The organism is Nocardia sp. NBC_01009 (assembly GCF_045208035.1).
Lineage (GTDB): Bacteria > Actinomycetota > Actinomycetes > Mycobacteriales > Mycobacteriaceae > Nocardia.
In genome coordinates this window covers 964,451-989,783 of record NZ_CP108695.1, presented here as the reverse complement: position 1 = coordinate 989,783, position 25,333 = coordinate 964,451, and the positions used below count along the sequence as shown (strand labels likewise).

The following is a 25,333-nucleotide window of genomic DNA, read 5'->3' as shown; positions in this document are numbered from 1 at the left end:
CGAGATGATCATCGATCCGAGTGGGCGCGGACCCACCATGCGGCAGTTGCTCATCGCGGGCGTCTGCGGTCTGGTCGTCTTCGCGCTGATCCTGGGCTTCCTGATGGCCCGCTACAGCGGCTATTTCGTGCCGAAGGTGAATGTGGTCGCCAATCTGAAGACCACCGGCGACGGACTGCCGAGCCAGGCCGACGTGAAGTTCCGCGGCGTGCTCGTCGGGGCCGTCAAGAACGTCGACGTGGCCGCCAAGGGCGAAGAGCAGAAGGTGCAGATCGAGCTGAAGCCGGAGTTCGCCGGCGACATCCCGTCGAATGTGACCGCCCGCGTTGTGCCGAGCAACCTGTTCGCCGTCACCTCCGTCGAGCTCGTCTTCAACGGACCCGCCGACCAGTACCTGCACGATGGCTCGCAGATCGGAGAGGACCGCAGCCAGGGCACCATCGCGCTGCAGGACACGCTGACCACGGTCCGCACCATCCTCGACAAGATCGACCCGGTGCAGTTCGGCCGCGTGCTCGGCACGCTGTCGCAGGCGCTCGACGGCAGCGGCCGGATGCCCGGCTCCACCGTCGAACGGCTGGATCGCTGGCTCACCGCGGTCGACGAGTCGATCCCGAATCTCGGTGTGCTGCTGGACGATTTCTCCCACTCGTTCCAGGCGCTCAACCAGTCCGCGCCGGAGCTGCTCGACGTGCTCGGCAGCTCGGTGAAGACCGCACAGACGATCGCCGACCGGCGCACCGCGCTGATCGCGCTGATCTCCAACGGCGCGGGCACGGTGGACACCGTGAACGCACTCTTCGCGCGCAATGGTGACGTGGGCAAGCAGGTGACCGCGGGCACCAGCGACATGTTCGGTGCGCTCGCGGGCGATGCGAACTCGATCCCGGAGGCGATCGAGAGCCTCAACACCTCGCTGCGCAAACTGAGCCAGACCTTCCATTGGGGCCCGCAGCGGCAGATGGTGTGGAACGCAGGCGTCACGCTCACCCCGTACAAGCCGTACACCGTGGACGACTGCCCTCGCTACGGCAGTCTGCCCGGTCCGAGCTGCGTCACCGCACCGGCGATCGCCGACCCCGGCTACCTGCCGGAGTCGATGCGGCCGCGGGCGCTGGATTCGGCGGCCGGCCTGCCGAGGCTGCCGCTGCCCGCGGGTCTGCCGGACATCCCGGGTGTGACCACTCCGGGTGGCACCGCGGACACCGCCGGTGTTCCCGGCTCGAACGTGCCGAGGTCCTCGAGTCCGTTCGCGGGCACACCGCTGGAAGGGCTTTTCCCCCAGCTGTTCCCGCCCGCACCCGGCGGCTCCCCCACTCCCGCGCCGGCAGCCGAGCCGGCGCCGGAGCCGGGGCTACCCGCGCGGCCGTCCCGTACCCCGTCGGCCGGTCCCATTGCGTACGAAGGAGATGCCGCGATCACCGCGCTGCTCGGGCGGCGTCCGACGACCGCCGAATATCTGTTGCTGAGTTCGGCGCTGCGTGGGGGAACCCTGCAACTCACCGAGAGCGGTGAGGGCAAGTGAGCGTTCGCAAACCCCTGATCGGATTCAGTCTGTTCGCGTTGGTGTCGATCCTGGTGACCGTGGTCATCTGGAACACCCTCGCGCGCGTCGTCGACGGTGACACCAACAGCTACACAGCCACGTTCACCGACGTGCTCGGACTGCGTGAGGGCGACGACGTTCGCATGGCAGGCGTGCGGGTCGGCAAGGTCGAGAAGATCGAACTCGACAGCAAGAACGACGCCAAGGTGACGTTCATCGTGCAGCGTAACCAGACGGTCTACGACGACACCAAAGCGCTTGTCCGCTACCAGAACCTGATCGGCCAGCGGTATATCGCGCTGGCGCCGGGCAAATCGGCGAGCCCGGCCGCACTGAAGAACAAGGCGAGCATTCCACTGGAACGCACCGAGCCGTCTTTCGACGTTTCGGCGCTGCTCAACGGATTCCAGCCGCTGTTCCAGGTATTGCAGCCCGAGCAGGTGAACAGGCTGTCGGAGACCTTCATCCAGGCATTGCAGGGTGATGGTGTTTCGTTGAGCGCGTTCATCACTCAAGCCGCGACCCTGGCCACGGACTTCCAGCGCCGGGACGCAATTCTCAGCGATGTGATCACCAACCTCAGCGGCGTGATGCAGGGGTTGGCCAAGCGAGGTGATGAATTGGAGACCTTGGTAACCCAGACCCGGTCACTGATCGGCGGTCTGTACGACCAGGGACAGTCCCTACAGCAATCCACCGAGCAGATCGCGGATGCGACCAGCTCCCTGGTCGACATGATCGGACTGGTGCAGCCGAAGATGAAGACGGCGCAGGACTCGACCAGCGCCGCGCTGACGCTGCTGATCGCCAACGGCGCCAGGCTCGACCAGGCGGCCATCGACCTGCCGGGGATGCTCTCGAACCTCGGCAAGGCCACCCAGGACGGCGCCTACGCGAACGCCTACATGTGCAAACTGGATGTCTCGCTGTACGGCATCCTGCTCCCGCGCGGTCTGCTCACCCAGATCGGCGGCAACGGACAGTCGGCGGTGTGCCGCCCATGATGACGAAGATCAGATCCAGGTTCGACAACAACCGGAACTTCTGGCTCGGCGTCGTCGGCGCGGTGCTCGTTCTGGGGCTGCTGATCGGCTCGAGCGCCTACAAGCTGATTCGCGTCGGCGAGCAGACGGTGAAGGCCGAATTCGCCCAGACCGCAGGGGTCAAGGTCGGCGACAAGGTCAACGTGGCCGGCGTCCCGAGTGGCCGGGTTGCGGATGCGAAGCTCGAGGGCGGGCACATTCTGCTCTCCCTGAGCGTCAATGACGACATCGAGCTCGGACCGGACGCCAAGGCCTCCATCAAGATGGCCACGCTGCTGGGCGCCAGGTACGTGGATCTGGAGCCGGGTGACGGTGCGGGTCTGAAGGGCAATCGGATTCCCTTGTCCAACACCGCGGTTCCCTACAACCTCGCCGATGTGGTCGAGATCGGCACCCCGAAGTTCGAGGCGCTCGACACCAAGAAGCTGGCCACCTCGCTGGACGTGATCAACAAGCAGATGGGCGATTCACCGCAGCTCACGGCGCAGGCGCTGGACAGCATCGGCGTGCTGGCCAAGGTGATGGACGCGCGCAAGGGCGAGGTCGACGGTCTGCTCAAGGATCTCAATCGGGTCACCCAGATTCTCGGCGACAACCGCAACAGCGTGCTGTTGGTGATCACCCAGGGCGAGGCCATCGCGAACCGGGTGATGGAGCGCCAGGGCCTGCTGCGCCAGCTGCTGGACAATGTGTCGACGCTCAGTAGGCAGTTGCAGGAGATCGGCGCCGCGAACAACAACCAGCTCGGCCCGACCATCACGCAGCTGAACACCATGGCAGAGGGTCTGCAGAAGAACAAGGACAATCTCGACCGGCTGCTGCAGATCATGCCGGTGTCGGTGCGCCAGTTCAACAATGCGTTCGGTAACGGTCCCTACGGTGAGGTCGGCCTGCCGTGGGTGTTCCCCGATAACTGGTTGTGCTTCGCCCACATGATCGAGGGATGCCAGGGATGAACCTCAGGACCATCGCCAAGACCGTCGCGATCAGCGCCGCGGCGCTCGCGGTCGGCAGCTGCTCGATTCTGCCGAGCTCGGTGAACAACGCCTTCGGCAACCAAATGCACATCACCGCGGACTTCGAGAACATCGCGGGTATGTACGAGGGCAATCCGGTGACGGTGCTCGGGCTGGAAGTCGGCAAGGTAGACAAGATCATTCCGAAGGGCACTCTGGTCGAGGTTCATCTGTCGATCGACTCCGGGGTGAAGATCCCGAAAGATGCGATGGCCGCGATTGTTTCGCCGTCCATCGTGACCGATCGACACATCGAGCTGACCCCGGTCTACACCCAGGGCGCCACCATGTCCGACGGCGCCCACCTGCTGAAGGCGCGCACCAGGACGCCGGTCGAGCTGGATACGATGATCAAGACCATCGATCAGTTCGCGGCCGCACTGAAGCCCGAACCCGGTTCCGAAGGCCTCGGCCCGCTCTCGGGCCGGGTGCTCTACCCGATGGTGAACGGCCAGGGCGAAAAGATGCGCGACACACTCAATGCGCTCTCCGGCGCACTGAAGGTCGGTGTCGACAACAAGGATGCGGTCTCCAACATCATCGTCAAGCTGAACGAGCTGACCACGATGCTGGCCGAAAACGACCAGTCCGTCCGTGATTTCAGCAATCGGATGACGCAGATGACGGGACTGCTGGCCGATCAGGCGCCCGGCCTCGAGGCGACGCTGCAACAGCTCAACGACTTCCTGAACAACACCAGTTCGGTGTTCGTGCAGTACCAGGATCAGTTGTCGAGCTCGCTCGTCGGGCTGACCAAGGTGACCGACCAACTGCGCGCCAATGCGCGTGGCGTCACCGAGGTCGTCGATCTCGCGCCGCTGCTCATGTACAACCTCGATCGGTCGGTGAACAGGGAGATGGGTTTCATCCGACTGCACGGAAATATCCAGACCTTCCTCAACGGCGAGCTGTTGAGCGTGTTCTGTGAACGGATCCAGATGAAGCCGGACGGATGCCGGACCGGGAGGCTCGAGGACCTGGGACCCGACCTGGGAATTACGGCGGCACTGCTGGGGATGACCAAATGACCAACCGGCTGATGAAGAACGCAAGCCGCACGCTGATCGCGCTGGCGGTGGCGACCGGTGTCGCGGTGACCTCCGGTTGCGGATTCACCGTGGAGAAACTGCCGCTGCCCAAGCCGGGCGCGAGCGGCGAAACCTACACCGTGCACGCGGTTTTCGAGAACGCGCTGAACCTGCCGGATCAGGCCAAGGTGAAGATCGGCGGTTCGGATGTCGGGGTGGTCTCCAACATCAGGACGAAGAACTTCCAGGCCATCGTCGATCTGACCATTCGCAAGGACATCGAGTTGCCCCTCGGCAGCACCGCCGAGCTGCGTCAGGCCACGCCGCTCGGTGATGTTTTCATCTCGGTGTCCAAGCCGAAGTCGGAGCCGGGCACGCAGATCCTGCACGAAGGTGACACGCTCGGGCTCGACAAGACCTCGGCGGGCGCCACGGTCGAGGAGCTGCTCATCTCGGTCTCCATGCTGTTCAACGGCGGCGGTGTCGCCGCGCTGAGCAAGCTGACCTCGGAGCTGGATTCGATCGTCGGTGGTCGCGGTGTACGGATGGCACATCTGATCACCGAGATGACGGGTGTCGTCACAAGTTTGAACGACAACACCACCCGCGTCGACAACGTGCTCAACCAGTTCAGCGCGCTGGCGACGACCATCGAGACCAGGCGCTCGGAACTCGGTCAGGTCGCCGACACGCTGCCGCAGATGATCGGCGCCGTCGCGGAGAACAACCGGGCCATCGGCGATTTGCTGACCAAGATTTCGACGACCAGCGCGGCGCTCGGCGACTACGCCAGCAGCTCGGGCGGTCAACTGGCCAGCCTGCTCGACAATGTCCATCAGCTGATGGACGCACTGGCCAGGACCGAACAGAATTTCGGACCGGCGCTGGATGCGCTGCGTGAGATGAAACCCGGTGTCGACGCGTCGTTCCGCGGCAACAGCCTCGCCGTCTACGCGACCGCGACGAACCTCGACCTCAGCGTGCTGAGCGACCCGGCGCACGGCAAGATCCAGGATCTTCGTGACGTGGGCGATTTCGCGGGCAGCCTGATCACCGTCCTGCAGTTGATCCAAGCCCGAGTGACGGGGGCCTATAAGTGACCTGGCTGAAGAACCTGTTCGGGCGCAAGCTCCTGTTGTCGAGCATCGGTCTGGTGCTGGTGTTCCTCGTCGGCGCCAGCTATCTGCTGGTGAGCGTCATGCGGGTGAACCCGCTGAAGTCCAACTACACCGTCACGGTGAATCTGGACCGCTCGGGCGGTCTGCAGCCCGGCAACGATGTGACGCTGCGCGGATACCGGATCGGCAAGGTGACCTCGATCGAGCTGACCGACCGCGGCCAGTCCATCGCCGCCAGGGCCCAGATCGACTCGAAGTACAAGATTCCGGTCGATACCGCGATCGCGGTGCAGGCGCTGTCCGGCGCGGGCGAGCAATACGTCGATTTCCGGCCGGGCACCGAGCAGGGGCCCTATCTTCGTGACGGTTCGATCATCAAGTTCGATCCGGAGAAGATCAAGACCCCGACCCCAGTGTGGTCGGTGCTGGACAACTCCAGCGCGCTGATCGCGCAGATCGACCCGGACAAGTTCGGTGCCATCCTCTCCGAGCTCGACATCGCGCTCAGCGGCGGCCCTGATCAGTTGCGCGGCATGGTGAACGGCATCAGCCTGGCCATGGCCGGCTTCGATTCGCTGCTGCCGCAGACCCAGAACCTGATCACCAATCTGCGCACCATCGCGGACACCACCTCGCATGCCCAGCCCGATCTGGCCACGCTGACCCGCAATTCGGGTGCGCTGTTCAATCAGTTCAACAATGCCAACGCCGAATTGCAGACGATTCTCGAGCAGGCGCCCGGCCAGCTGACCAGTCTCGGCGCGGTGCTGGACAAGACCTCGGACCCGATCACCAGTCTGGCTGCCAATTTCTCGGCGATGACCAAGGCCGCGCAGTTGCGCATCCCGGCGCTGCAGGCCCTGTTCCCCTCGTTGAAGGTCGGTCTGTCGGCGGCGGGTGTGCCCGCGCACGACGGCGAATTCTTCACCATCGCCGACATCTGGGTTCGGCCGATCTGCCAGTACAAGCACGTGCCGCTGCGCAATGAGGTCATCCAGGACGGCTCGCTGCCCAAGTGGAACTACTGCGAGAGCCCGCCGCCCGGACTGCAGATTCGTGGTTCCGCGAACGCACCGCGACCGAACGTTCCCGACAATGGCGCCCAGATACCGCCCAACGTGGATCCGAATGAAATGACCCTCCCGCCGGTGCGGTGAGTCGACCACCGCTGGCGACTGTGTACAGGTCGCTCGAAACAACCCGCCTCGGCGGCGCTGCCGCCGGGCGGGGATACTCGCCCGCAGAGTTCGAACGGTTCGCCGCATGCGAGCTGACAAGGCTGAATCGGCGTGCCAGAGCGCGCCGGGAAAGTGCAGGATTGTATCGATGTCCAACGATGATGCTGGAACCGACAACCCCGAATCGAAGCGGGACCCGGGGGCCGAGGACACCACTGCCGCCGACTCCACGGCACCGGACAGTCCGGTAGCCGACGACAAGACAGTCGAGCTCGGAAAGTCGGATGCCGCGGCGAGTGCCGCCGCGGACAAAGATGCTGCCGCCGAGACCAAGTCGGCCGAGATGAAGACGGCGAACGCCAAGCCTGCCGCCGACGCCGCCAAGGGTGGCTTCGGGGCTGTTCCGGTGGTTGCTGCCTTCGTGGCGGGCATTCTGCTGGTGGCCGCGGTGACCGCGGTCGCCGTGTTCTATCTGCAGGCCACCGACCGCGGCGACAAGCTGGACGCGCAAGCCGACGCGACCAAAGCCGCCTGCGAATACGGCCGTCTCATCTCCACTTACGACCCGGACACCATCGACGACTATCTGAAGAAGGTGGACGCCGCCTCGACCGGCGAGTGGAAGGAAACCTTCGGCAAGCTCGGCCAGGACCTCAAGGGTGTGGTCGTCGATGCCAAGGCCAAGTCGTCGACATACGACATGCAGTGCGGCTTCCAGTCCGGTGACAAGGACAAGGCCACCGTGCTCGTGGTGATCGGCCAGACCACCACCAATGTCAACATCGCCGCGGCGGGCAAGCCGCCGAGCCGAGTCGAACTCGTCGTGGTCGCCGGCCTGGAAAAGGACGGCGACAAGTGGCTGGTCAACAAGTTCGACCTGCCGATCCTCAAGCAGCTCGGCAATAACTGACCCGACCGAAGCGCCTCCGGCGGTGGGTTGAGACACCACCGCCGGAGGTCTTTCGGGCGGTCCTGCGCTCCGTTCGCGCCGGCGGACTCAGAACAGTGTCAATGTCTGAGGCGCCGCCGGTGCGACCGGCTTCCCCGCGGACCGCGGCCCGGGAGTCTTTTCTTTGTCGGGCTCGGCGACCTCGACCGGCGTCGACAGTTCGACCACCGTCGGCAGCTCGGGCACCGTCGGCAGCTCCGCCGCCGCCACTTCGCTGCCCGCGGCTGTCACCGCGGCCTGCCTGGCCGCCTCGCCCGCCAACTTGTCGGCCTGCTCGTTGAAGTAATTGCCGACATGGCCACGGACCCAGCGGAACCGGACCGGCCCGGGCCGGGTGGCGATGGCTCTATCGATCTGCTTGATGAGCTCGACATTCTTCACCGCGCCTCCGGTGGAGGTGCGCCAGCCGTTGACCCGCCAGCCCGAGATCCACTCCGACGCGCATTTGATGGCGTAGAGCGAATCGCTCTCGATGAACAGGGGTTCTTCCCCGGGATGCGCGAGGATCGCCTCCAGCACCGCGCGTAGCTCCGCGACCTGATTGGTCCCGGACGCGGCTCCTCCACTGCGGGAAGAGCCCTGATGATTGACCCACGCCCAGCCGATGGCGCCACCGGGGTTGCGGAGGCAGGATCCGTCGGTGCTCACGATGATCATGGCTGGCACCCTACGCAATCCGACCGACAAGATCGGTACCGTGGAATTCCTCTATCTCCCTTCGCAACTGAGACTCGGTGCGGCGCAGCGCCGATTTCACGGCGGAGTCGACCAAACCGAGGCACAGGCGGCCGAGTAGACCGCTTGGTGGAGCGTACTCCGCCTCGGACGTCAGCACTGACCGTCCGTAGCCGAGTGGATCGAATCTGAGTGTCAGTGTTCCTGTTAACCGTCCGCGCAGCGTGTAGCCGATTACCACATTGCGCCGGTACTCGGTGATCTCGCAGAGCATCGTCGGCCGCCACCAGGCCAGGCGCGCTGTGGTCGTGTAGCTCGCCCCGAGGCCGTGATCGATCTCCCCGGTCGGCTCGAAGCCGGCGACAGCGAACATCCAGTCCGGCACGAACAGATGGTTGTCCGTGTAGGTGAAGGCAACCTCGACAGGCGCTCCGACGTCACTCGCGTACTTGATGTGGCCCATAGGCCCTCCCTGTTCCACGGCTGCCGATAAAAGTACTACAGTTCTCCTCTTTATTGGAGAGGTTGCCGAGGATTCGGTTGGACGGCTTTCCGCATTGCGACCGGGCGGTTGCTTGGTTGCCGGATGGTGGCGGATCAGAGTTGATCGACCAAATGCTCGGCGATCGGCATAGCGGAGGTCGCCGCCGGTGACGGCGCATTGAGCACATGGATCGACCGCGGCGTGCGCTCGATCATGAAGTCGTGCACCAGAGTGCCGTCGCGCAGCACCGCCTGCGCCCGGATCCCCGCCTCGCGTGGCCGCAGGTCCGCGACCGTCAGCTCGGGACAGTACCGCCGACATTCGGCCAGGTAGCCGCGTTTGAACAGCGAGTTGCACAACTCCCGCACCCCGGTGCGCAGATGGGTGCGGGCTACCCGATGGACGCCGGGGAACCCGAGCACCTCGCGGGCGTCGCGGGCATTGACGCTGCCCTTGCGGTAGCCCTCCCTGGCCAGCCCGAGCACTGCGTTCGGGCCGACGGTCAGCTCGCCATCGATGGTCGGGCTCAGATGTACACCGAGAAACGGCAGGTTCGGATCGGGGATCGGATAGATCAATGTCCGCACCAGCCCGGCGCGTTCGGCAGGCAGCTGGTAGTACTCGCCGCGGAACGGCACGATACGGAAATCGGTGCGCAGGCCCGCGAGCGCGGCCATTCGATCGGCCTGCAGACCGGCACATACCACCAGGGTGCGTGCGGTCCAGGAACCTGAAGGGCCTGCGATCGTCACCGCGTCATCGGTCTCGGTGATCGCATCGATCTCGGCACCGAGCACAATCTGCCCGCTCGCCCGCCGGATCTCCTCCGCCAGCGCCGTGGTGATGCGGGTGTAGTCGACGATGCCGGTACTCGGCACGAACAGCGCCCCGACCCCTCTCACATGTGGTTCGCGGCGAATGAGCTCAGCGGCGTCGATCAATTCGACATCCACCCCATTGGTCACCGACCGCTCATGCAGCGCGAGCATTCGCTCGTATTCGGCGGCGTCGGTGGCCACCAGCAGCTTTCCGCACACCTCGAACGGAATCCCGTGCGCCGCGGCGAAATCCTTCGTCCACTGCGCACCCTGCCTGCACAGTTTCGCCTTCAAACTGTCGGGCGGATAGTAGATGCCGGAATGGATGACGCCGCTGTTGTGCCCGGTCTGATGGGTGGCCAACGCCGCGGCCTTGTCGACGAGCACCAGGCTGGCCCCGGGATGGCGCTGGAGAATCCGATGTGCCGTCGCCACACCGACGATCCCCCCACCGATCACGCAGAAGTCTGTTCCGCCCGGTGAGTCTCCCCCGCCGCTCCGCGATTCTTGCCGGTCGTCGGTGCCGCGACTGTTTCGTCGCGGGCCGAGGGTAGTGGTGTTGGGTCGGGTTCTGGGCGTGCCCGGTGAGTTACCAGTGTGCTCTCTAAACGTATAGCCGCTGGTCATGGCGCCGACAGTACCGTGTGTTCTGTGACCAATTGCTATGCAGTCGTCAAGAATTCGGCTGACGTGTGCGTAGGGCGATGCCGAATGACGCGGTGCGTTGGTCTGGCGCGTGTGGACGAGTTGCTGGATTCGCTCGCAGGGTAACGGGGTGATCTGCGTGAAGGCGCTGCCCATGCCCGCGCCATCAGCTGCTACATCGCATCCGGCGTCGTATCACAGGTCTCTTCCGGCAACGTCCAGCAGTTCTTGTCCGGCGGCTCCGGCGCCAGTCGCCGCCTGCTCCCAGGGGAGATGCATTTTTTAGTATGATTTTCCGGTTTTTTCTGTACATCGGTCGGCGCAGTATGTAGCGTCTGGTTTGCTGAAATTTTCATACGACAGGCAGGCTAGAGCACGGTGACCGGTATCGACGGCTGTCTGCAACGTGTCATGGACATTCCCGGTGCGCGCAGCGTGACGTTGGTGGACGGAGCGAGTGGTCTGGCGATCGCCGCGGCAGGTCGGCACGATCTGGTGGATGAGCATGAGGCCGCCGCCGCCACCACCGACGTGGTCCGCGCGGTGCTCGGCTGCACAGCGTTGGCGACCGACCGCGACGGTGACGACGTCACCGAGATCATCGTCTGCGGAACCCGCGCGTATCACCTGTTGAATCTGGTGAACGGCGACTTCGACGGCCGGCTTTTCATGCACGTCGTGCTCGACGACGACACCGGAAATCTTGCGATGGCGCGGTTCCAGCTCCGGGGAATTCTGCGCGAATTGACCGAGGACGGTCATGAGCGTTGAGCTCGCGGTCGAACTGCAACGGCTCGAAAAGGAAAGGCGTACCGGCATGTTGCGCGCGGGCGACGGCGCGTTTCATCTGGCCGAGGGCGCGATCGCATCCGTCGACTGCCGCCGTACGACTGGGCTGGACCGGCTTGTCGTGGAGGCGGGTGTGGCAACCACGGAGGACTGGCGGCGGGCCGCTGACGGGGATCCCGGCCATGTGCTGGGACGGCCACGGCTGGAAACTCTGGTGTTGCTGTCGGTGTTCGATGCCGCCTACTTTCTGCTGGCCTCGCCCGCCGTCCCTGAATTCCAGCCCGCGCCGCCCCACTGGCTCGCCCCGGTCTGCCAGATCACGCCACGCGCGCTCGTTCACGAGTGCGCGCGGCGTGGCGATCCGGAGTCTGGGCCGTGGCCTGCGACGTTGGTCGACCGCGCCCTCGTCGTGCCTGTCCGCCGCGTGCGGCGACAGCGCGTGGTGCTCACCGGCGGCCAGGCTGAGGTGCTGGCCGCCGCTGACACCCGGCGCAGTGTCACCGGGATCGCACGCGACCTCGGCCGCACCACTTATGGCTGCCTGAAAGCGGTGCGGGACCTGACCGTGGCGGGGCTGATCGAGCCGGCCGTCGCGGCACCCGCTCCGGTCGAGACAGCCGAGCCGGTGGCGGCCGCTCGCAAAGTCGCCCAGTCCGAGCCGCTACCTCGACGCCGGACGCGGCGGGCTGAGCCGGCCGCCGAACCGGCATGGGAGCCAGTTGACAAGGCCCTGCTCTTCCGTCTGCGGGCAGCTTTGGAGGAGCTCACGTGACTGCGCGGAGGAAACTGCTCGGTCACGCACTGATGGGAAGGTTGACCAAGGTGGCGATGTCCGGACCCGAACCGAACGCGGTGGTGCTGGCGGAGCTGAAGGCACTGCACGATCGCATCCCGCAGCTGACCGGCACGCTGGTGGCGTCCAGTGACGGGCTGCTCATCGCCCACGATTTGCCCTCGCACATCGAGCCCTCCGGGATGGCCGCGCTGGCCGCTTCGCAGCTGGCGCTGTCGCACCGGCTGGCCGCCACCGCGCACGATGGCGGGTTCTATGACGTCGTGGTGCACGGCACCGGCGGGTACGTGGTGGTCTACGCGGCGAGCTGGGCCTCGCTGACCGTGCTGGCGGGCCCTGAGGTGAACGTCGGCCGGCTCCATCTGGAGTCGCGCCCGGTGGCGCGCAGGATCGCCGACCACCTGACGGCCCCTGGAAAAGACTAGGCAACGAACACCGATCGAAAGGTACAGATATGTCCAATATGGATCTGGCGCTGAAAGAGATGATGGTGATCGACGGCGCGATCGGAGCCGCCGTCGTCGACTACGACAGCGGCATGGCGCTCGGGATGCTCGGCAGCTCGAAGGACCTGGACCTTCAGGTCGCCGCCGCGGGCAACACCGAGGTGGTGCGCGCCAAGCTGCGCACCATGGAGCAGCTGGGGCTCAACGAGGCCATCGAGGACATCCTCATCACGTTGTCGGGCCAATACCACATCATCCGACCGATGACCGGCCGTAAGTCCCAAGGCCTGTTCCTCTACCTCGCCCTGGACCGGGGCCGGGCGAACCTCGCGCTAGCCCGGCACCGCCTCAGGGGCATCGAGGGGGACCTGGAGGTGTGATCCACTCGCTGGCGGAGCGCTGACCGTCGGGCGACTCGCCGCCCGGCGCGTCCCGACGGTCAGCAGCCTCGCCACGGATTCCGCGCTCACGGTAGTAGCGCCGCCCACCCGGTGGAACGGCCACCATGGCTCTTGTCTTGCCCGTTGAACGCCTCCTCGAGTTGGCCGATCTCGGTGCGCATCCGCGACCGCGCCATCTGCGCCAGTACTTTCGGATTCCGTTCACCGGCGATCAGCGCACCCATCATCTCCCCGAGGCTGGGCCCGCGGAAAGGGCCAAGGCCACCGACCGCGTCCAGGAACCGGGCCCCGTTGCGAGCACGGTCCGATGGCCGAAGCGGTCACCCGATGCGCCTGCAGTGAACATGACCACGACGCCGACACAGCAACGGTGCCGGAGCATCTACGCCCCGGCACCGCAGATGGCTGTCAGTCCTGCTCGGCTGCCCGGTATCGGCGCGGAGCATCGCAGGTCTGCACCGCCACCCCCCGCTCGGTCAACCGCACCAACGCATTCGCCACAGCACCGCTGGAACGGTTCAAACCTTTCCCAATTGCGCTGGGGCCGAACGATTCTCCGGGATGCTGGGCCAGGAAGTCCTCCACCAGTCCATGTAGTGCACCCTGCGGCAACCGGGCCGGACGAGCCTCCACCACGCACCAGAGATCAGACGATCGACGCAGTCTCGGCCGAAGGCAAGCCGCCAATAACAACTGGGAACCGCCATCCATGGCTGGCGGTCGCATGTGTCCGATCGCTCGTGCCCGGTACGGTTGATGGCCGGCCGTCGAGGTTTGTCATCAAACCCGCCATTTAATGGCCGACGTCAACCAACGACACCCGCGCACGCCAACGCCAGTAATCGCTATCACAGCCAGAACTGGGCAGAATTTCAAATGTATCCGCAGCTCAGAGGCTCTCTGAACCCAGCAACACCCAACGCTGCCAACTCTTGACAACGACACCCATCGCACCCTGATTCGATGTGAGTACATGGAGCTACCCATGTGCATACGAAATCAGTTGTTGCCGTATGTCGGCAACTGGATGTGGTCGTGCGTAGGTCAGACGTCGATGGTGCTCGGCGGGGTCTTCAGTTGCGGGTGCGGTGTCGAGTCCACAGGTGCGATCGGAGTTTCGGGTGCCGCCGTGTCGGCCGTCGTCGCACTGGTGACCGTGGATTCCTGCGGCGTCGCGTTCGGCGCGTCCTTTGGAGTCGGTGCGGTGTACCGGTTCAGGCGCAGTGCGTGCTCACCCAGGGTCGGGTCGGAAAACGTCACTGTGACCTGACCGTGGGTGTCGAGTTCGGTGCGCACCTGCGTGGTCGCGGCCGGGTCGTTGCCGACGCCGAGCCGGTCCCGGATCGGTGCGGACAGCAGGAAGTCCGACAGCACGGTCAGTGCGTTGGTGTCGACGGTGAAGGCGACGGTGTCGGCGCGGATCGGGGTCAATTGCGCACCGACATAGGTGGTACCGAGCCGGAGCTTTCCGGCCAGGCCTGCCGGAGTGCCGACGGCCGGATCGATATGTGGTGCAGCGATATTCGGGGATGCGACGGTCGTATCGACGGGCAGGCGCACGAATAGCGCAGGGAGATCGCGACTTCCGCCGGTCAGCAGGGCCTCGGAGATGGTGGGGCCGGCGTCGGCGGCGATGTCCTCGGCGGTCGCGGTGGGCGGTGCTGAGAGTTCGCTGCCTGCTCTATGAGTATCGGCCATTTGGTTCACGATGTAGGCCCCGGAGACAACGGTGAGGCTGAGACTGGCTGCGCCTGCGAGCACGATCGCGGCATGCCGAACGACCTGAGCAGGCTTGTGTGCAGTCACGATGCTTTTTCCTTCCCTCCGCCCCTGCTCCCCTTGCAGCGCGGCCCGCATCGTTGAAAGCCGTACACTTGTCCAGGTTACGGTGTTGCCTGTGGGGCTGCCGCATCGGTGAGAGCAGCATCACAAAGCCGGGCGAAGGGCGTCATCAGCGCCGCGATCGCTCATATTTTCGGTTGTTCGATGTTTCCGGCAGCTGACGGGCGGGTAAACCCAGATAGCTGGCGAGCGTCATTCTCGACTGCCACATCGAGACACCCCGGCCAACGGCGTCCGGCCGTCGACACGTACGGCGCACCCAAGTGTGGCGCTCGCCCGCTCCCGAAGCTTGTGGACGGGTGGTCGGGAAGTACAGCGGGTCAGGCGAACTGACCCGCTGTTCGGCCCTCTCCGGTACTTCCAGCGAACGCCTGCGCGATCGCCAGCCAGTCCGCGGCGTCCGCGCCGATTGTCTCCAGCGCCAGGTCGTCACGATGACGGCGCTGTGTCGCCAGCAGGCAGAAGTCGAGGGCGGGTCCGCTGACCCGCTGTGCGGCATCGTCGGGGCCCCACGTCCACAGAGCGCCGTCCGGCGCGGTGAGCTCTACTCGAAATTCCTCGGCAGGCGCGGTCTTGCCGTGTACGGAGTAGGCGAAATTTCTGGTGCGCACGCCGAGGTGGGCCACCGTGCGCAGCCTGGCGGTCGGTGTCCTGGTGACGCCGAGGGCGTCCGCCACGTCTTGGCCGTGCGCCCAGGTCTCCATGATCCTGGCGCTGATCATCGACGCCGCGCTCATCGGTGGGCCGAACCAGGGCAGCTTGGTGCCCGTGGGCACCGCACGCAGGGCGGCGGCGAGGGCGGTCCGGCCCCGGCGCCAGCGCTCGAGTAATTCCGGCGGGGGCGTGGCGGCGGCGGCTTCGGCGGCCTCGTCCACAAAGGTCAGCGCCTTCGGTGCGGCTTCGGCAAGCATGTGTGCGAAGCCGGATCCGTCGGTGGCGGCGAGGATGGCCACCTCGTCGGTCCAGGCCAGATGGCCGATCTGATGTGAAATGTCCCAGCCTGCGGCGGGCGTGGGAGTGGACCAGTCTGCCGGCGCCAGCGGCGCGACCAGGAGTTCGAGATCCGCGCATTCCGCGGCGAAGTCGCCGAGTAGCGCGTCGAGGTCAACCATCTGTTTCCTTGCCGGTCGCGGGCACACTGCTCGGTGCGCCGTCGCGCTTCAGCATCGCAGCGGGCCCAGAAAAATGCAAGCATGCGTGCTTGTATTTGGGCGAGGTGGTTACCAACCGAAAACGAGCAGGTGGGTCGCTCCCACGACCAGGCCCAGCACCGCGCCGTGCAGATAGAGCAGCCAGGCGTCTTGCTCGACCGAGGCGTAGAACATCTCCATGAACTCCCCCGGTGTCAGGGTCTGAAGCTTGCGGGCGGCGAATTCGTCGATCTTCTTCGCTTGCTCGAGGGTGAACGCCTCGTCCTCGACCAGACTCGGCGCCAAGCCGACCGCCGCGCCTGCCGCGCCGATCTTGAGATTGTCGAACTGGCGGCGTCCGAAGGCCGCGCGCACCAACGAGGTGGTCGGGCCGAGCTGGCGATGGATCTCGTCGGCGATCAATCGCTCCAGCAGCCGGCGGGTCTTGTCGCCGTTGGGGCCCTCGAGCAGTTCCTTCGACAGATTCGGCAGGGTCAGCACTTGATAGGCCAGGATGTGCGCGAGGTCGGTCGCGGCTTGTGGCTGCCGCTTGGCCAGCAGCGCCTGCCGCCACAAGTACTTGTAGCGCGGCTGCGGATCACCCGGCTCGAACACCATCTTGACCGCGATCACATTCACGATGACGCCGATCGCCGCGCCCGCAAGCAGCACGATCACCCAGCCCGGCACCCAGCCGAGCACCGGAATATGGCTGTGCGCATGCAGATACAGAGCGAGCAGCAGGCCGAACGGTGCGCCGAGCAAGCCGACTCGCACCATGAACTTCAGTTCGGGCGCCGCGATGGTGGTGGTCAGGTCCTTCAGGATGTATGGATTCTCCTGCAGGTACCGGATGACGAAACTCTTGATATCGATGAGCTGATCGACATTGTCGCCGAGTGATTCGAAGGCGCGCCTGCACAGTGCGGGTAGTTCGCGATCCACTCTTTGATAGACAAGCTGCTTCATCGCACGCGGCATGGTGCGCCACAGATCCGGGTTCTCCCGGTACATCAGCCCGTCGACCAGCGGCTGCACCTGTTTGCTCGCGAGTATCGCTATGTAGTCGGCGATTCCGTCCAAATCCAGTTCGTGGATGAAATCCTTCGGGCTGCCGATCCGCATCAGTGCCTTATCGACACAGATGCTTGCCATCTTTTCCGCGCGCGCCGGAATGAATCCTTGGAATCCGAGCCTGCGCCCGTCTCCCGAAAATGTCGGCAGCACCTGGACCCGGCGCGGGAAATAGGGGTATAACACGTGCAGACCCGGGATCCGGACACCGCGGAATGCGACCGGCCAGAACAACATCAGCACGCCGGTCCAGTTGGTGAGCCAGCCCGCCAATGCGCTGAATATAGGGAAAGTAATCAGATCGACGGTGAACTTGGACTGCCCGGTCAGATTTTCCCAGTCGATGAATACACCGGAGGCGATCACTGACATCGCGGGGTCTCCCTAGTGCTGACCGGGTAGTGACATATCGAGGCCCCAACATTCTCATTGGCTCCGGTGGGGTGTCAACGCGGCCGGTGCGGTCGTGACGGCTCACGACGCGACCCCGAACTCGGTCGGAGTCCGGGGTCGCGTCGATGCGAGCGCCTGCTCAGTGCGGCTCGTTGGCCTGCTTCGGCAGACCGAAGTCGCGGCACTGGACTCGGAGACCGACCCGATGGCGGCACTGCTCGCGATGCTCGATGCCCACCTGGACTGGGTGCAGCAGCACCGCGAGCTGGCCCGCTTCCTCTTCGCCACCCTCCCCGAGGAAGTGGCGCGCGAGGCAAGGCCCGCACTGGCCGACCCGAATCGAGAATTCTTCGCGGCGCTCGGCCGCCGCTACGAGCAGCTCGGCCTGACCCCTTCGACCGGCTACCCCTCGCGCACGCGATCTGGATCGGTCCCGCACAGGAGTACTGCAGGCAATGGGTGCGCGGCACGGTCGAAACGCCGCCCTCGGCACTGGCCTCGATGCTGCGTCAGGCGGCCGTCGCGGCACTACAAGCGATTGCTTCGGCACCTCATGGCTGAGCCAACCTGCCTTTCGGCTGACACGACCCGTGCCCCGTGCCTGAGCAGTCTGCCCGGTGCTGGGCTGGCTGTACTGACCGGAGAGGTTAGGAACGCGGCTGGCTGGCGGTCATCCGCCGAGTGCGGTGTGGCCGCGGTGGTAATCGGTAGGCGTGCAGCCAGGTGGTGAAGGCCGCGCATCGTTGTTCGTCGCTGCGGTAGAGCTCGACGTAGGCCCATTCGTCGGCCAGGGTGCGGTGGAAGTGTTCCACTTTCCCATTCGTCTGGGGTTGGCAGGGGCGGGTGCGTATGTGGGTGACCGGTCCCGGTCCGGCGGCGAAGGTGCGCGACCGATAGCAGGATCCGTTGTCGGTCGATACTTTTCGGATCTCGATGCCGTGACCGGCGAACCAGGCCGAAGGCGTTGGATTCGCACCCGAGCAGGCGTCCGAATGGGAATCCGGAACGGTAGTCGTACTAGTCGTATGGGTCTGTGCGCCAGCTGTCCCAGAGGAGATCGCCTGCGAAGGCGAGATCGTCGTAGTTGACGTTTCCCTCGGGGAACATCGGCTCCAGATACTCTGCGGGGTCGGGCCAGGCGGGGCGGATCGGCTCAGGTGGTGCGGGTTTCGGTGCAGCGTCCGGCCGCTGGTGGGCGCGCTGAGTAACCGGCCGGGGCCTGATCCAGCTGTGATCTGCCGGTGGGTACACGTCCATCGTGTCGGGCATCGCATTCGGGTGAGGTTCGATCACCCCGTGGTCGTGCACATCCTGAACCCCAGCGTGGCCCAATGAAAAGTATCGGTGCGCAATGGTGGGCTCCGAGACATCGGGGCAGTGATCGGACCCCGACTCCGACGGACATTCGGAATCAGCGTGACTACCAGCGCTCTGCGAATCAGGGGTGGATGTCGGCTTCTCGGGTGTCGCCGGACCTTCGAGCGCATCCGCGACCCGCTCTTGCTGCTCTTGTATCCGCGGATCGCCATCCAGCTGTGCGACGGGAACTCTCATCGCGCTGTCCGCCTCGCTCAACGCAATCGCATGCAACTCGACGATCCGCAGGATCAGGCCACGGGAAGGCAGTCGCTCACCGTTTTCGTCGAGTCGAATCGAATGCAGCGCACCGTTCGATCCGACCTCGACAGTGACCGACTGGTACGTCGACGACCCAATATCCCTGGTGCGGATCGGCGCCTCCTGCGGCCGTTCGATCCGCCCCGCCACCGGGTCGACATCCCCCATAGTCCGCCCCATCTTCATCGATTTCGTGCGATCGCTCTCGTTCAGCGATCGACGTCTCGCGTCTTACAACGTGGTTGGACGCGGCGAGTGGGCGATTGGTTCCATCGACTTGTCTCTCGAGACATCGATACCGGTCGCGTCGGCTGGATGGCGCTGGGAGAGATGTAAGGGGCTGGACCGATACTCCCACCGATGTCGAATGAGAATCCGCCCTGAGCGAACGTGGTGAGCAGGCCGGAACAAACGTGGAACCGCCGGGGTTGACTGGGCATCGCTCAACTTTTGGAAGGGTCGAACACGTGACTACACCACAGAACCTGCCGGTGCTGTTCCTGACCGATCCGATCGTGCTGCCGGGCATGGTCGTGCCCATCGAACTGGACGAATCGGCGCAGGCCGCCATCGACGCCGCGCGGGCGGCGAAGACCGAAGCGGTGCTGCTCGCGCCGCGACTGACCGAGGGCTACGCCTCCTACGGCGTCGTCGCCACCATCGAACAGGTCGGACGGATGCGCGGCGGCGCACCGGCCGCGGTGCTGAAGGCCGAACGGCGCGCGAAGATCGGCCACGGGGTGACCGGGCCAGGCGCTGCGCTGTGGGTCGAGGCCGAAGCGGTCGAATCGCCCGCGGCCGATGGGCGCACCAAAGAACTTGCGGCCGAATACAAGAAGCTGGTCGTCTCGGTGCTGCAACGCCGTGAGGCCTGGCAGATCATCGACGCGGTCAATCAGCTGACCGACCCGTCGGCGATCGCCGACACTGCGGGCTACGCACCGTACCTGAGCAACGACCAGAAGCGGGAACTGCTCGAAACCCCCGAGGCCGGCAAGCGTTTGACCACGCTGATCGAATGGACCAAGGCGCATATCGCCGAGGCCGAGGTCACCGAGAAGATCAGCGACGACGTGCGCGAGGGCTTGGAGAAGAGCCAACGCGAATTCCTGCTGCGTCAGCAGCTCAACGCCATTCGCAAGGAACTCGGCGAAGACGAGCCCGATGGCGCCGACGACTACCGGACCAGGGTCGAGCAGGCGGATCTGCCCGACGACGTCCGCGCGGAGGCCTTGCGCGAGGTCGGCAGGCTGGAGCGGGCCAGTGATCAGAGCCCGGAATCCGGCTGGATCCGAACCTGGCTCGACACCGTGCTCGAGCTGCCGTGGACAGTGAAAACTACTGACAGCACCGATGTCTCGGCCGCCCGTGCGGTACTGGACGCCGATCACCACGGACTCGACGAGGTGAAGGACCGCATGGTCGAGTACCTGGCGGTGCGTTCCCGGCGGGCCTCTCGTGGTCTGGAGGTTGTCGGCGGGCGCGGCTCGGGCGCGGTGCTCGCGCTGGTCGGTCCGCCCGGTGTCGGCAAGACCTCGCTGGGTGAGTCCGTGGCACGCGCCATGGGCCGCAAGTTCGTTCGCGTCGCCCTCGGCGGCGTGCGCGACGAGGCGGAGATCCGTGGCCACCGCCGCACCTACGTCGGCGCGCTGCCTGGTCGGATCGTGCGTGCGATGAAGGAGGCGGGTTCGATGAATCCCGTTGTCCTGCTGGATGAGATCGACAAGGTCGGCTCCGACTTCCGTGGCGATCCGGCGGCCGCATTGCTCGAGGTGCTCGATCCGGCGCAGAACCACACCTTCCGCGACCACTACCTGGATCTGGATCTGGACCTGTCGGACGTGCTTTTCATCGCGACGGCCAATGTCATGGACACCATCCCCGGCCCGCTGCTGGACCGGATGGAACTGATCACCGTCGACGGCTACACCGAGGACGACAAGGTCGACATCGCCCGCGACTTCCTGGTGCCGAGGCAGCTGGAACGCAACGCACTGACCACCGACGAGGTGACCATCACCGACGCGGCACTGCGTGAGATCGCCGCGAACTACACCAGGGAAGCCGGTGTGCGGCAGCTGGAACGGCTGATCGCGAAGGCGTTGCGTAAGGCGGCGACTCGGCTGTCGGAGGTCGGAACCGACTCGGCCGCAGCCGAATCGGTGGTGACCGATCTGGGCTATGGCGCAGAACTGGGCTATGACGCAGCGGTGAAATCCGCGCCGGATGACGCGCTGACGATCGACCTGGGCGATCTGAAGGAATACCTGGGCCGTCCGCGATTCACCCCTGACTCGGTGGAACGTACCGCGGTGCCGGGTGTGGCAACCGGACTGGCGGTGACCGGTCTCGGCGGCGACGTTCTCTACATCGAGGCCAATGCCGCTGAGGGTGAGCGGTCGCTCACCCTGACCGGTCAACTCGGCGATGTCATGAAGGAGTCGGCGCAGATCGCCCTCACCTATGTGCGCTCGCACCTGGAAGAGATCGGCATCGAACCGTCGGTGCTCGATCGCAATATCCACGTGCACTTCCCGGCGGGCGCGGTGCCGAAGGACGGTCCTTCGGCGGGCGTCACCATGGTCACCGCGCTGGTGTCGCTCGCATTGGGCAGGCAGGTCCGTGCCGATGTCGGCATGACCGGTGAGGTCACGCTGAACGGCAGGGTGCTGCCGATCGGCGGCGTGAAGCAGAAGTTGCTCGCCGCTCAGCGCGCCGGTCTGAAGACGGTGTTCATCCCGGCCCGCAACGAGCCGGACCTGGACGACGTCCCCGCAGATGTGCTGGCCGCCTTGGATGTTCGCCCCGTCGCCGACGTTGCCGACATCCTGGCCTACGCCATCGAACCGGTCGTCGAGCCGGCGCTGGACGGCCGCACCCTGGCGGCCACCGCCTGATCCGGCCGAAACGGGCCGTGCACGAGAATTCCGTGCACGGCCTGTTTTTCGTCTCGCGAACCGATCAGTTGCCGTTGTTCGGCAGGTCCCGTTCCACGGTGCGGGTGGTGCCCTGGGCGAGGGCGCACAGTACCGGCTCGGAATCGTCGCTCTCGGCGAAGATTTCGCAGTTGACGACGGCTTGGCGGCGGGTCGACCCGCTGACGACCGCCTCGGCGCGCAGCCGGACGCCCGCGGCCGGACGCAGGTAGGTGATGGTGAAGCCGCCGGTCAGCACGTTTGCCCCGAGGACCGTTCCGGCCGCGAAGGTCAGCGCATTGTCGGCAAGATAGGCCAGCACGCCGCCGTGCACGAAACCGAATTGCTGGCCGAGTTCCTTGCGGATCGGCACGACCAGCGTGGCGGCGCCGTCGCCGAACGCGGTGAGCTCGGTGCCGACCAGTTGGGCGAAGGGCTGGCCGGCCAGCACCTGCTCGGCGAGTTCGATGTCGAGGGTGAACGTATCGGCGGTCATCGGTGCTCCGTTCATGCGGATTTCGGGTTCGTGCGGATTTCGGTTCCGGTTGCTCAGTGATTCGAGACGCCGAGCGACTGCCAGGCCGCCTCGGCCAGTTCGTCGGCGACATCCCGTGGTGCGATGCGCATGTCACCGCCGAGCCACTGCCGCGTGTACTCCTGGGCGGGGCCCAGCCACAGGGCATAGACGAGATCGAGGCTCAGATCGCGCACCGCGCCGTACCCGGCATGGGTCCGCCACCAGCGCGTCACATTCGTCATGAATTCGCGGTTGCTCTCGCTCTCGCGTACCCCCGGCGGCCGTGCTGCGGTGAGAACCTTTGCCCGGTATTGGTTTTCGGCAACCCAGCGCAGATGCTCGCGCACGCCCGCTGTGATGCCCTCCCGCGCGTCGGTGCTGTCGCCGACCGCGCGCCAGAAGTGCCGCTGATAGTCGGTGAGTGCGTGCGCCCACACCTCGCGGTACAGATCGGCCTTGTCCGGGAAGTGGTGATAGAGCGCGCCGACGCTCGCACCCGCCGCGTCGCGGATTTGGGTCAGTGTCGTCTCGAGCGCCCCCCGTTCCGCGAACTGCCGCTCGGCTGCCAGCAGCAACCGATCTCGAATCTTCATGTCCAGAATTTAGTTCTGTTTTTCGGGTGACGCAATGGGTCTGGGCGGAATATCTGCTGCTTGTCGGTGTCGTGCGGTATGACGGACAGGTGGCCAGATGGCTGTTGCACGTCGATCTCGATCAGTTTCAGGCGGCGGTGGAGTTCCGCCGTCATCCGGAGCTGCGCGGGCTGCCGGTCATCGTCGGCGGCAACGGTGACCCGACCGAACCACGCAAGGTGGTGACCTGTGCGTCCTACCCCGCCCGCGCGTTCGGCGTCCGTGCCGGGATGGCCCTGCGCAGTGCGCAGCGCAAATGCCCCGACGGTGTGTTCCTGCCCTTGGACATGGCCACTTATGAGGAGGCGTCCGACGAGGTGATGTCGCTGCTGCGGACCTTTCCGGGGCGCGTCGAAGTGTGGGGCTGGGACGAGGCATTTCTCGCCGCCGACACCGACGACCCGGAGGCATTGGCTCACGAGATCCGCAGTGCCATAGCGAAATTGGATCTCACCTGTTCCATCGGTATCGGCGACAACAAGCTGACCGCCAAACTCGCCACCGGTTTCGCCAAGTCCGCAGGCAAGTCCTCGGCGGAACCGGACGACGGCGCGGGTGCGGCCGAGGGCGTCTTCCGGCTCACTGCCGCGAACTGGACCGAGGTGATGGCGCACCGGCCGACGCATGCCCTGTGGGGCATCGGAAATCGGATCGCGGCCCGCATGGCCGAACTCGGCATCGAGACGGTCGCCGATCTGATGGCGGCAGACCGGCATCGCCTCGCCGCCGAGTTCGGCCCCAACACCGGCCCGTACCTCTGGGTGCTCGGGCACGGCAAGGGCGACACCGATGTGACGACCGAGCCGCGAGTTCCGGTGGGCCGCAGCAAGTCCGAGACCTTCCCACACGACCTCACCGATCCCGGCGACATCCGCGCCCAGGTCGCGCGGTTGGCCACCGAGGTCGCCGAGGAGATGGCCGAGGTCGGTCGCATCAGCATCCGGGTCTCGGTCACCGTCCGCACCAACACCTTCTACACCCGCAGCAAACAGGCGAAGCTTCCGGAGCCGACCGCCGATATCGCCAGGATCGTGGAAACCGCGCTCCGCATCATCGACCGCTTCGACCTGGACCGCCCCATTCGGCTGCTCGGCGTCCGTCTCGAACTCGTGCCGGAATGATCGACGTGCCGCCGACCCCGTTCGACGGCAAGTTCTGCCCCAGCGCATGCCGACGCTCGTATGCTCGTCGACATGGAGTTCTGGGCGATGGTGGCACACGAATCGGACAGCGGGATCGTGCTCACGCGGCAACAGGTCGACGAGGACTTCCTCGGGCCCGGCGATGTGACGATCAAAGTGCATTACTCGAGTGCAAACTTCAAGGACGGCCTGGCGATCACCCCCGGCGGTGGTGTGGTCCGGAAATACCCGATCATCCCCGGCATCGATATCACCGGTGAGGTCGTCTCTTCCGAGGACGACGACTTCGCCCCCGGTGATCTGGTGGTGGCGCACGGCTACGACATCGGCGTCTCGCACAACGGTGGCTTCGCCGAGTACGCCAGGGTGCCCGCCGATTGGGTCGTGAAGCTCGACGGCCTGAGCACCCGCGACGCCGCCGCGCTCGGCACCGCCGGTTTCACCGCCGCATTGAGCGTGCAAGGGCTACTCGATCGCGAGCTCACTCCGGAAACCGGCCCGGTGCTGGTCACCGGCGCGACCGGCGGCGTCGGCAGCGTCGCCATCGACATCCTGTCCGGTCTCGGTTTCGAGGTGATCGCCTCCACCGGCAAAACCGACGCGGCCGACCTGCTCGCCGAACTGGGCGCCAACGAAGTGATCGGCAGGCTGCCGGCGGACCCGGACGCCACCCTGCGCCCCCTGACAAAGGCCGCGTGGGCCGGTGCCGTGGACAGCGTCGGCGGCAAATCCCTCGCCTACATTCTCAGCGCAATCGGCTACGGCGGCGCAGTGGCGGTCAGCGGCCTCACCGGCGGCTCGGATCTGCCGACCACCGTCATGCCCTTCATCCTGCGCGGCGTCGCCCTCCTCGGCATCGACTCCGCCTATGTCCCCAGCGACAAGCGCCGCGCTCTGTGGGCTCGCCTCGGCAACGACATGCGGCCCCAACATCTTTCGACGATCGAGCACTTGTCCCCCATCACCGACGCCGAACAAGTACTGCGCTCCATCCAGAGCGGCACCCACTCCGGCCGCACAGTCTTCGGCGTCGCGGGCGAATTCTGATCAAGTCGGACCGTCCGACAACGGAACCACAGCTATTTCGCCCGCTGGAAGCCACGTGTCCGCCTGATCAGGCTCCGGGCGTCTGTGCAGAGTAT

Annotated in this window: 24 protein-coding genes and 1 pseudogene; 14 read left to right on the top strand and 11 right to left on the bottom strand. The window is 65.6% G+C overall.

Annotated elements, in window-relative coordinates:
- The first annotated feature begins 4 nt into the window (after positions 1 to 4).
- From OHA42_RS04515 to OHA42_RS04485, 7 genes are all read left to right on the top strand, one after another.
- Complete coding sequence (locus OHA42_RS04515; protein WP_406234801.1) at positions 5 to 1,525, top strand: MCE family protein; 1,521 nt, start codon at positions 5 to 7, stop codon at positions 1,523 to 1,525.
- On the top strand, positions 1,522 to 2,550 hold the full coding sequence (locus OHA42_RS04510; protein ID WP_406234799.1) for an MCE family protein: 1,029 nt from the start codon (positions 1,522 to 1,524) through the stop codon (positions 2,548 to 2,550). Before OHA42_RS04515 ends, OHA42_RS04510 begins: the two co-directional genes overlap by 4 nt.
- Positions 2,547 to 3,545 (top strand): MCE family protein, encoded by a 999-nt coding sequence (locus tag OHA42_RS04505; RefSeq protein WP_406234797.1) that lies wholly within the window; start codon positions 2,547 to 2,549, stop codon positions 3,543 to 3,545. Before OHA42_RS04510 ends, OHA42_RS04505 begins: the two co-directional genes overlap by 4 nt.
- Positions 3,542 to 4,633 carry an MlaD family protein gene (locus OHA42_RS04500; protein WP_406234795.1) on the top strand — a complete coding sequence of 364 codons (1,092 nt, stop codon included), beginning with the start codon at positions 3,542 to 3,544 and terminating at the stop codon, positions 4,631 to 4,633. Before OHA42_RS04505 ends, OHA42_RS04500 begins: the two co-directional genes overlap by 4 nt.
- Positions 4,630 to 5,733 (top strand): MlaD family protein, encoded by a 1,104-nt coding sequence (locus OHA42_RS04495; RefSeq protein WP_406234793.1) that lies wholly within the window; start codon positions 4,630 to 4,632, stop codon positions 5,731 to 5,733. Before OHA42_RS04500 ends, OHA42_RS04495 begins: the two co-directional genes overlap by 4 nt.
- A 5-nt stretch (positions 5,734 to 5,738) precedes the next feature.
- The gene (locus OHA42_RS04490) at positions 5,739 to 6,908 is read left to right on the top strand and encodes an MlaD family protein (protein ID WP_406239084.1); all 1,170 of its coding nucleotides are present in this window, start codon (positions 5,739 to 5,741) and stop codon (positions 6,906 to 6,908) included.
- Positions 6,909 to 7,077: 169 nt separating this feature from the next.
- Entirely contained in the window at positions 7,078 to 7,839 is a 762-nt protein-coding gene (locus OHA42_RS04485; protein WP_406234791.1) for a hypothetical protein, read from the top strand.
- 87 nt (positions 7,840 to 7,926) lie between these two features.
- Here the strand turns inward: OHA42_RS04485 and OHA42_RS04480 are convergent, their stop codons facing one another.
- The 3 genes from OHA42_RS04480 to lhgO all read right to left on the bottom strand — a co-directional run bounded on the left by OHA42_RS04480 (position 7,927) and on the right by lhgO (position 10,482).
- On the bottom strand, positions 7,927 to 8,535 hold the full coding sequence (locus tag OHA42_RS04480) for a ribonuclease H (protein WP_328407660.1): 609 nt from the start codon (positions 8,533 to 8,535) through the stop codon (positions 7,927 to 7,929).
- Positions 8,536 to 8,545: 10 nt separating this feature from the next.
- Positions 8,546 to 9,016, bottom strand: a complete 471-nt coding sequence (locus tag OHA42_RS04475; RefSeq protein ID WP_406234789.1) for an SRPBCC family protein — start codon at positions 9,014 to 9,016, stop codon at positions 8,546 to 8,548.
- A gap of 134 nt (positions 9,017 to 9,150) precedes the next feature.
- Complete coding sequence (lhgO, locus tag OHA42_RS04470) at positions 9,151 to 10,482, bottom strand: L-2-hydroxyglutarate oxidase (RefSeq protein ID WP_406234787.1); 1,332 nt, start codon at positions 10,480 to 10,482, stop codon at positions 9,151 to 9,153.
- 396 nt (positions 10,483 to 10,878) lie between these two features.
- Here lhgO and OHA42_RS04465 point away from each other — a divergent pair, with 396 nt between their 5' ends.
- Genes OHA42_RS04465 through OHA42_RS04450 form a run of 4 tightly spaced genes read left to right on the top strand, consistent with a single transcriptional unit; the run spans position 10,879 to position 12,908 of the window.
- Positions 10,879 to 11,271, top strand: a complete 393-nt coding sequence (locus tag OHA42_RS04465) for a hypothetical protein (RefSeq protein ID WP_406234785.1) — start codon at positions 10,879 to 10,881, stop codon at positions 11,269 to 11,271.
- Positions 11,261 to 12,061: a hypothetical protein gene (locus tag OHA42_RS04460; protein ID WP_406234784.1), complete on the top strand. Its 801-nt coding sequence runs from the start codon at positions 11,261 to 11,263 to the stop codon at positions 12,059 to 12,061. The genes OHA42_RS04465 and OHA42_RS04460 overlap by 11 nt, the downstream gene beginning before the upstream one ends.
- The gene (locus tag OHA42_RS04455; protein ID WP_406234783.1) at positions 12,058 to 12,507 is read left to right on the top strand and encodes a roadblock/LC7 domain-containing protein; all 450 of its coding nucleotides are present in this window, start codon (positions 12,058 to 12,060) and stop codon (positions 12,505 to 12,507) included. The genes OHA42_RS04460 and OHA42_RS04455 overlap by 4 nt, the downstream gene beginning before the upstream one ends.
- 29 nt (positions 12,508 to 12,536) lie before the next feature.
- A complete protein-coding gene (locus OHA42_RS04450; protein WP_406234782.1) occupies positions 12,537 to 12,908 on the top strand; it encodes a hypothetical protein in 372 nt (123 codons plus the stop codon).
- Between the two features lie 86 nt (positions 12,909 to 12,994).
- Here OHA42_RS04450 and OHA42_RS04445 read toward each other — a convergent pair whose 3' ends face one another.
- The 6 genes and pseudogenes from OHA42_RS04445 to OHA42_RS04420 all read right to left on the bottom strand — a co-directional run bounded on the left by OHA42_RS04445 (position 12,995) and on the right by OHA42_RS04420 (position 19,153).
- Positions 12,995 to 13,156 carry a hypothetical protein gene (locus OHA42_RS04445; RefSeq protein ID WP_406234781.1) on the bottom strand — a complete coding sequence of 54 codons (162 nt, stop codon included), beginning with the start codon at positions 13,154 to 13,156 and terminating at the stop codon, positions 12,995 to 12,997.
- 817 nt (positions 13,157 to 13,973) lie between these two features.
- Positions 13,974 to 14,735: a hypothetical protein gene (locus OHA42_RS04440; protein WP_406234779.1), complete on the bottom strand. Its 762-nt coding sequence runs from the start codon at positions 14,733 to 14,735 to the stop codon at positions 13,974 to 13,976.
- A gap of 356 nt (positions 14,736 to 15,091) precedes the next feature.
- Complete coding sequence (locus OHA42_RS04435) at positions 15,092 to 15,883, bottom strand: TIGR03084 family metal-binding protein (protein ID WP_406234777.1); 792 nt, start codon at positions 15,881 to 15,883, stop codon at positions 15,092 to 15,094.
- A gap of 108 nt (positions 15,884 to 15,991) precedes the next feature.
- Entirely contained in the window at positions 15,992 to 17,347 is a 1,356-nt protein-coding gene (locus OHA42_RS04430; protein ID WP_406234776.1) for a hypothetical protein, read from the bottom strand.
- Positions 17,348 to 18,038: 691 nt separating this feature from the next.
- Positions 18,039 to 18,327, bottom strand: a pseudogene (locus OHA42_RS04425) (integrase core domain-containing protein); the annotation flags it as partial.
- A 58-nt stretch (positions 18,328 to 18,385) separates the two neighbouring features.
- Complete coding sequence (locus tag OHA42_RS04420) at positions 18,386 to 19,153, bottom strand: hypothetical protein (RefSeq protein ID WP_406239939.1); 768 nt, start codon at positions 19,151 to 19,153, stop codon at positions 18,386 to 18,388.
- Between the two features lie 359 nt (positions 19,154 to 19,512).
- On the opposite strand from OHA42_RS04420, the gene lon reads away from it, so the two are divergent.
- The gene (lon, locus tag OHA42_RS04415; protein WP_406239082.1) at positions 19,513 to 21,882 is read left to right on the top strand and encodes an endopeptidase La; all 2,370 of its coding nucleotides are present in this window, start codon (positions 19,513 to 19,515) and stop codon (positions 21,880 to 21,882) included.
- Positions 21,883 to 21,946: 64 nt separating this feature from the next.
- On the opposite strand, the gene OHA42_RS04410 is transcribed toward lon, so the two are convergent.
- Entirely contained in the window at positions 21,947 to 22,396 is a 450-nt protein-coding gene (locus OHA42_RS04410; protein ID WP_406234774.1) for a PaaI family thioesterase, read from the bottom strand.
- Between the two features lie 53 nt (positions 22,397 to 22,449).
- Positions 22,450 to 23,010, bottom strand: coding sequence for a TetR family transcriptional regulator (locus tag OHA42_RS04405; protein ID WP_328407644.1), 561 nt, complete (start codon positions 23,008 to 23,010; stop codon positions 22,450 to 22,452).
- Positions 23,011 to 23,099: 89 nt separating this feature from the next.
- Between OHA42_RS04405 and OHA42_RS04400 the strand changes: the two genes are divergently transcribed.
- Positions 23,100 to 24,170: a DNA polymerase IV gene (locus tag OHA42_RS04400; protein WP_406239081.1), complete on the top strand. Its 1,071-nt coding sequence runs from the start codon at positions 23,100 to 23,102 to the stop codon at positions 24,168 to 24,170.
- A 72-nt stretch (positions 24,171 to 24,242) separates the two neighbouring features.
- Entirely contained in the window at positions 24,243 to 25,238 is a 996-nt protein-coding gene (locus OHA42_RS04395; RefSeq protein WP_406234772.1) for an oxidoreductase, read from the top strand.
- Positions 25,239 to 25,333: the final 95 nt, after the last annotated feature.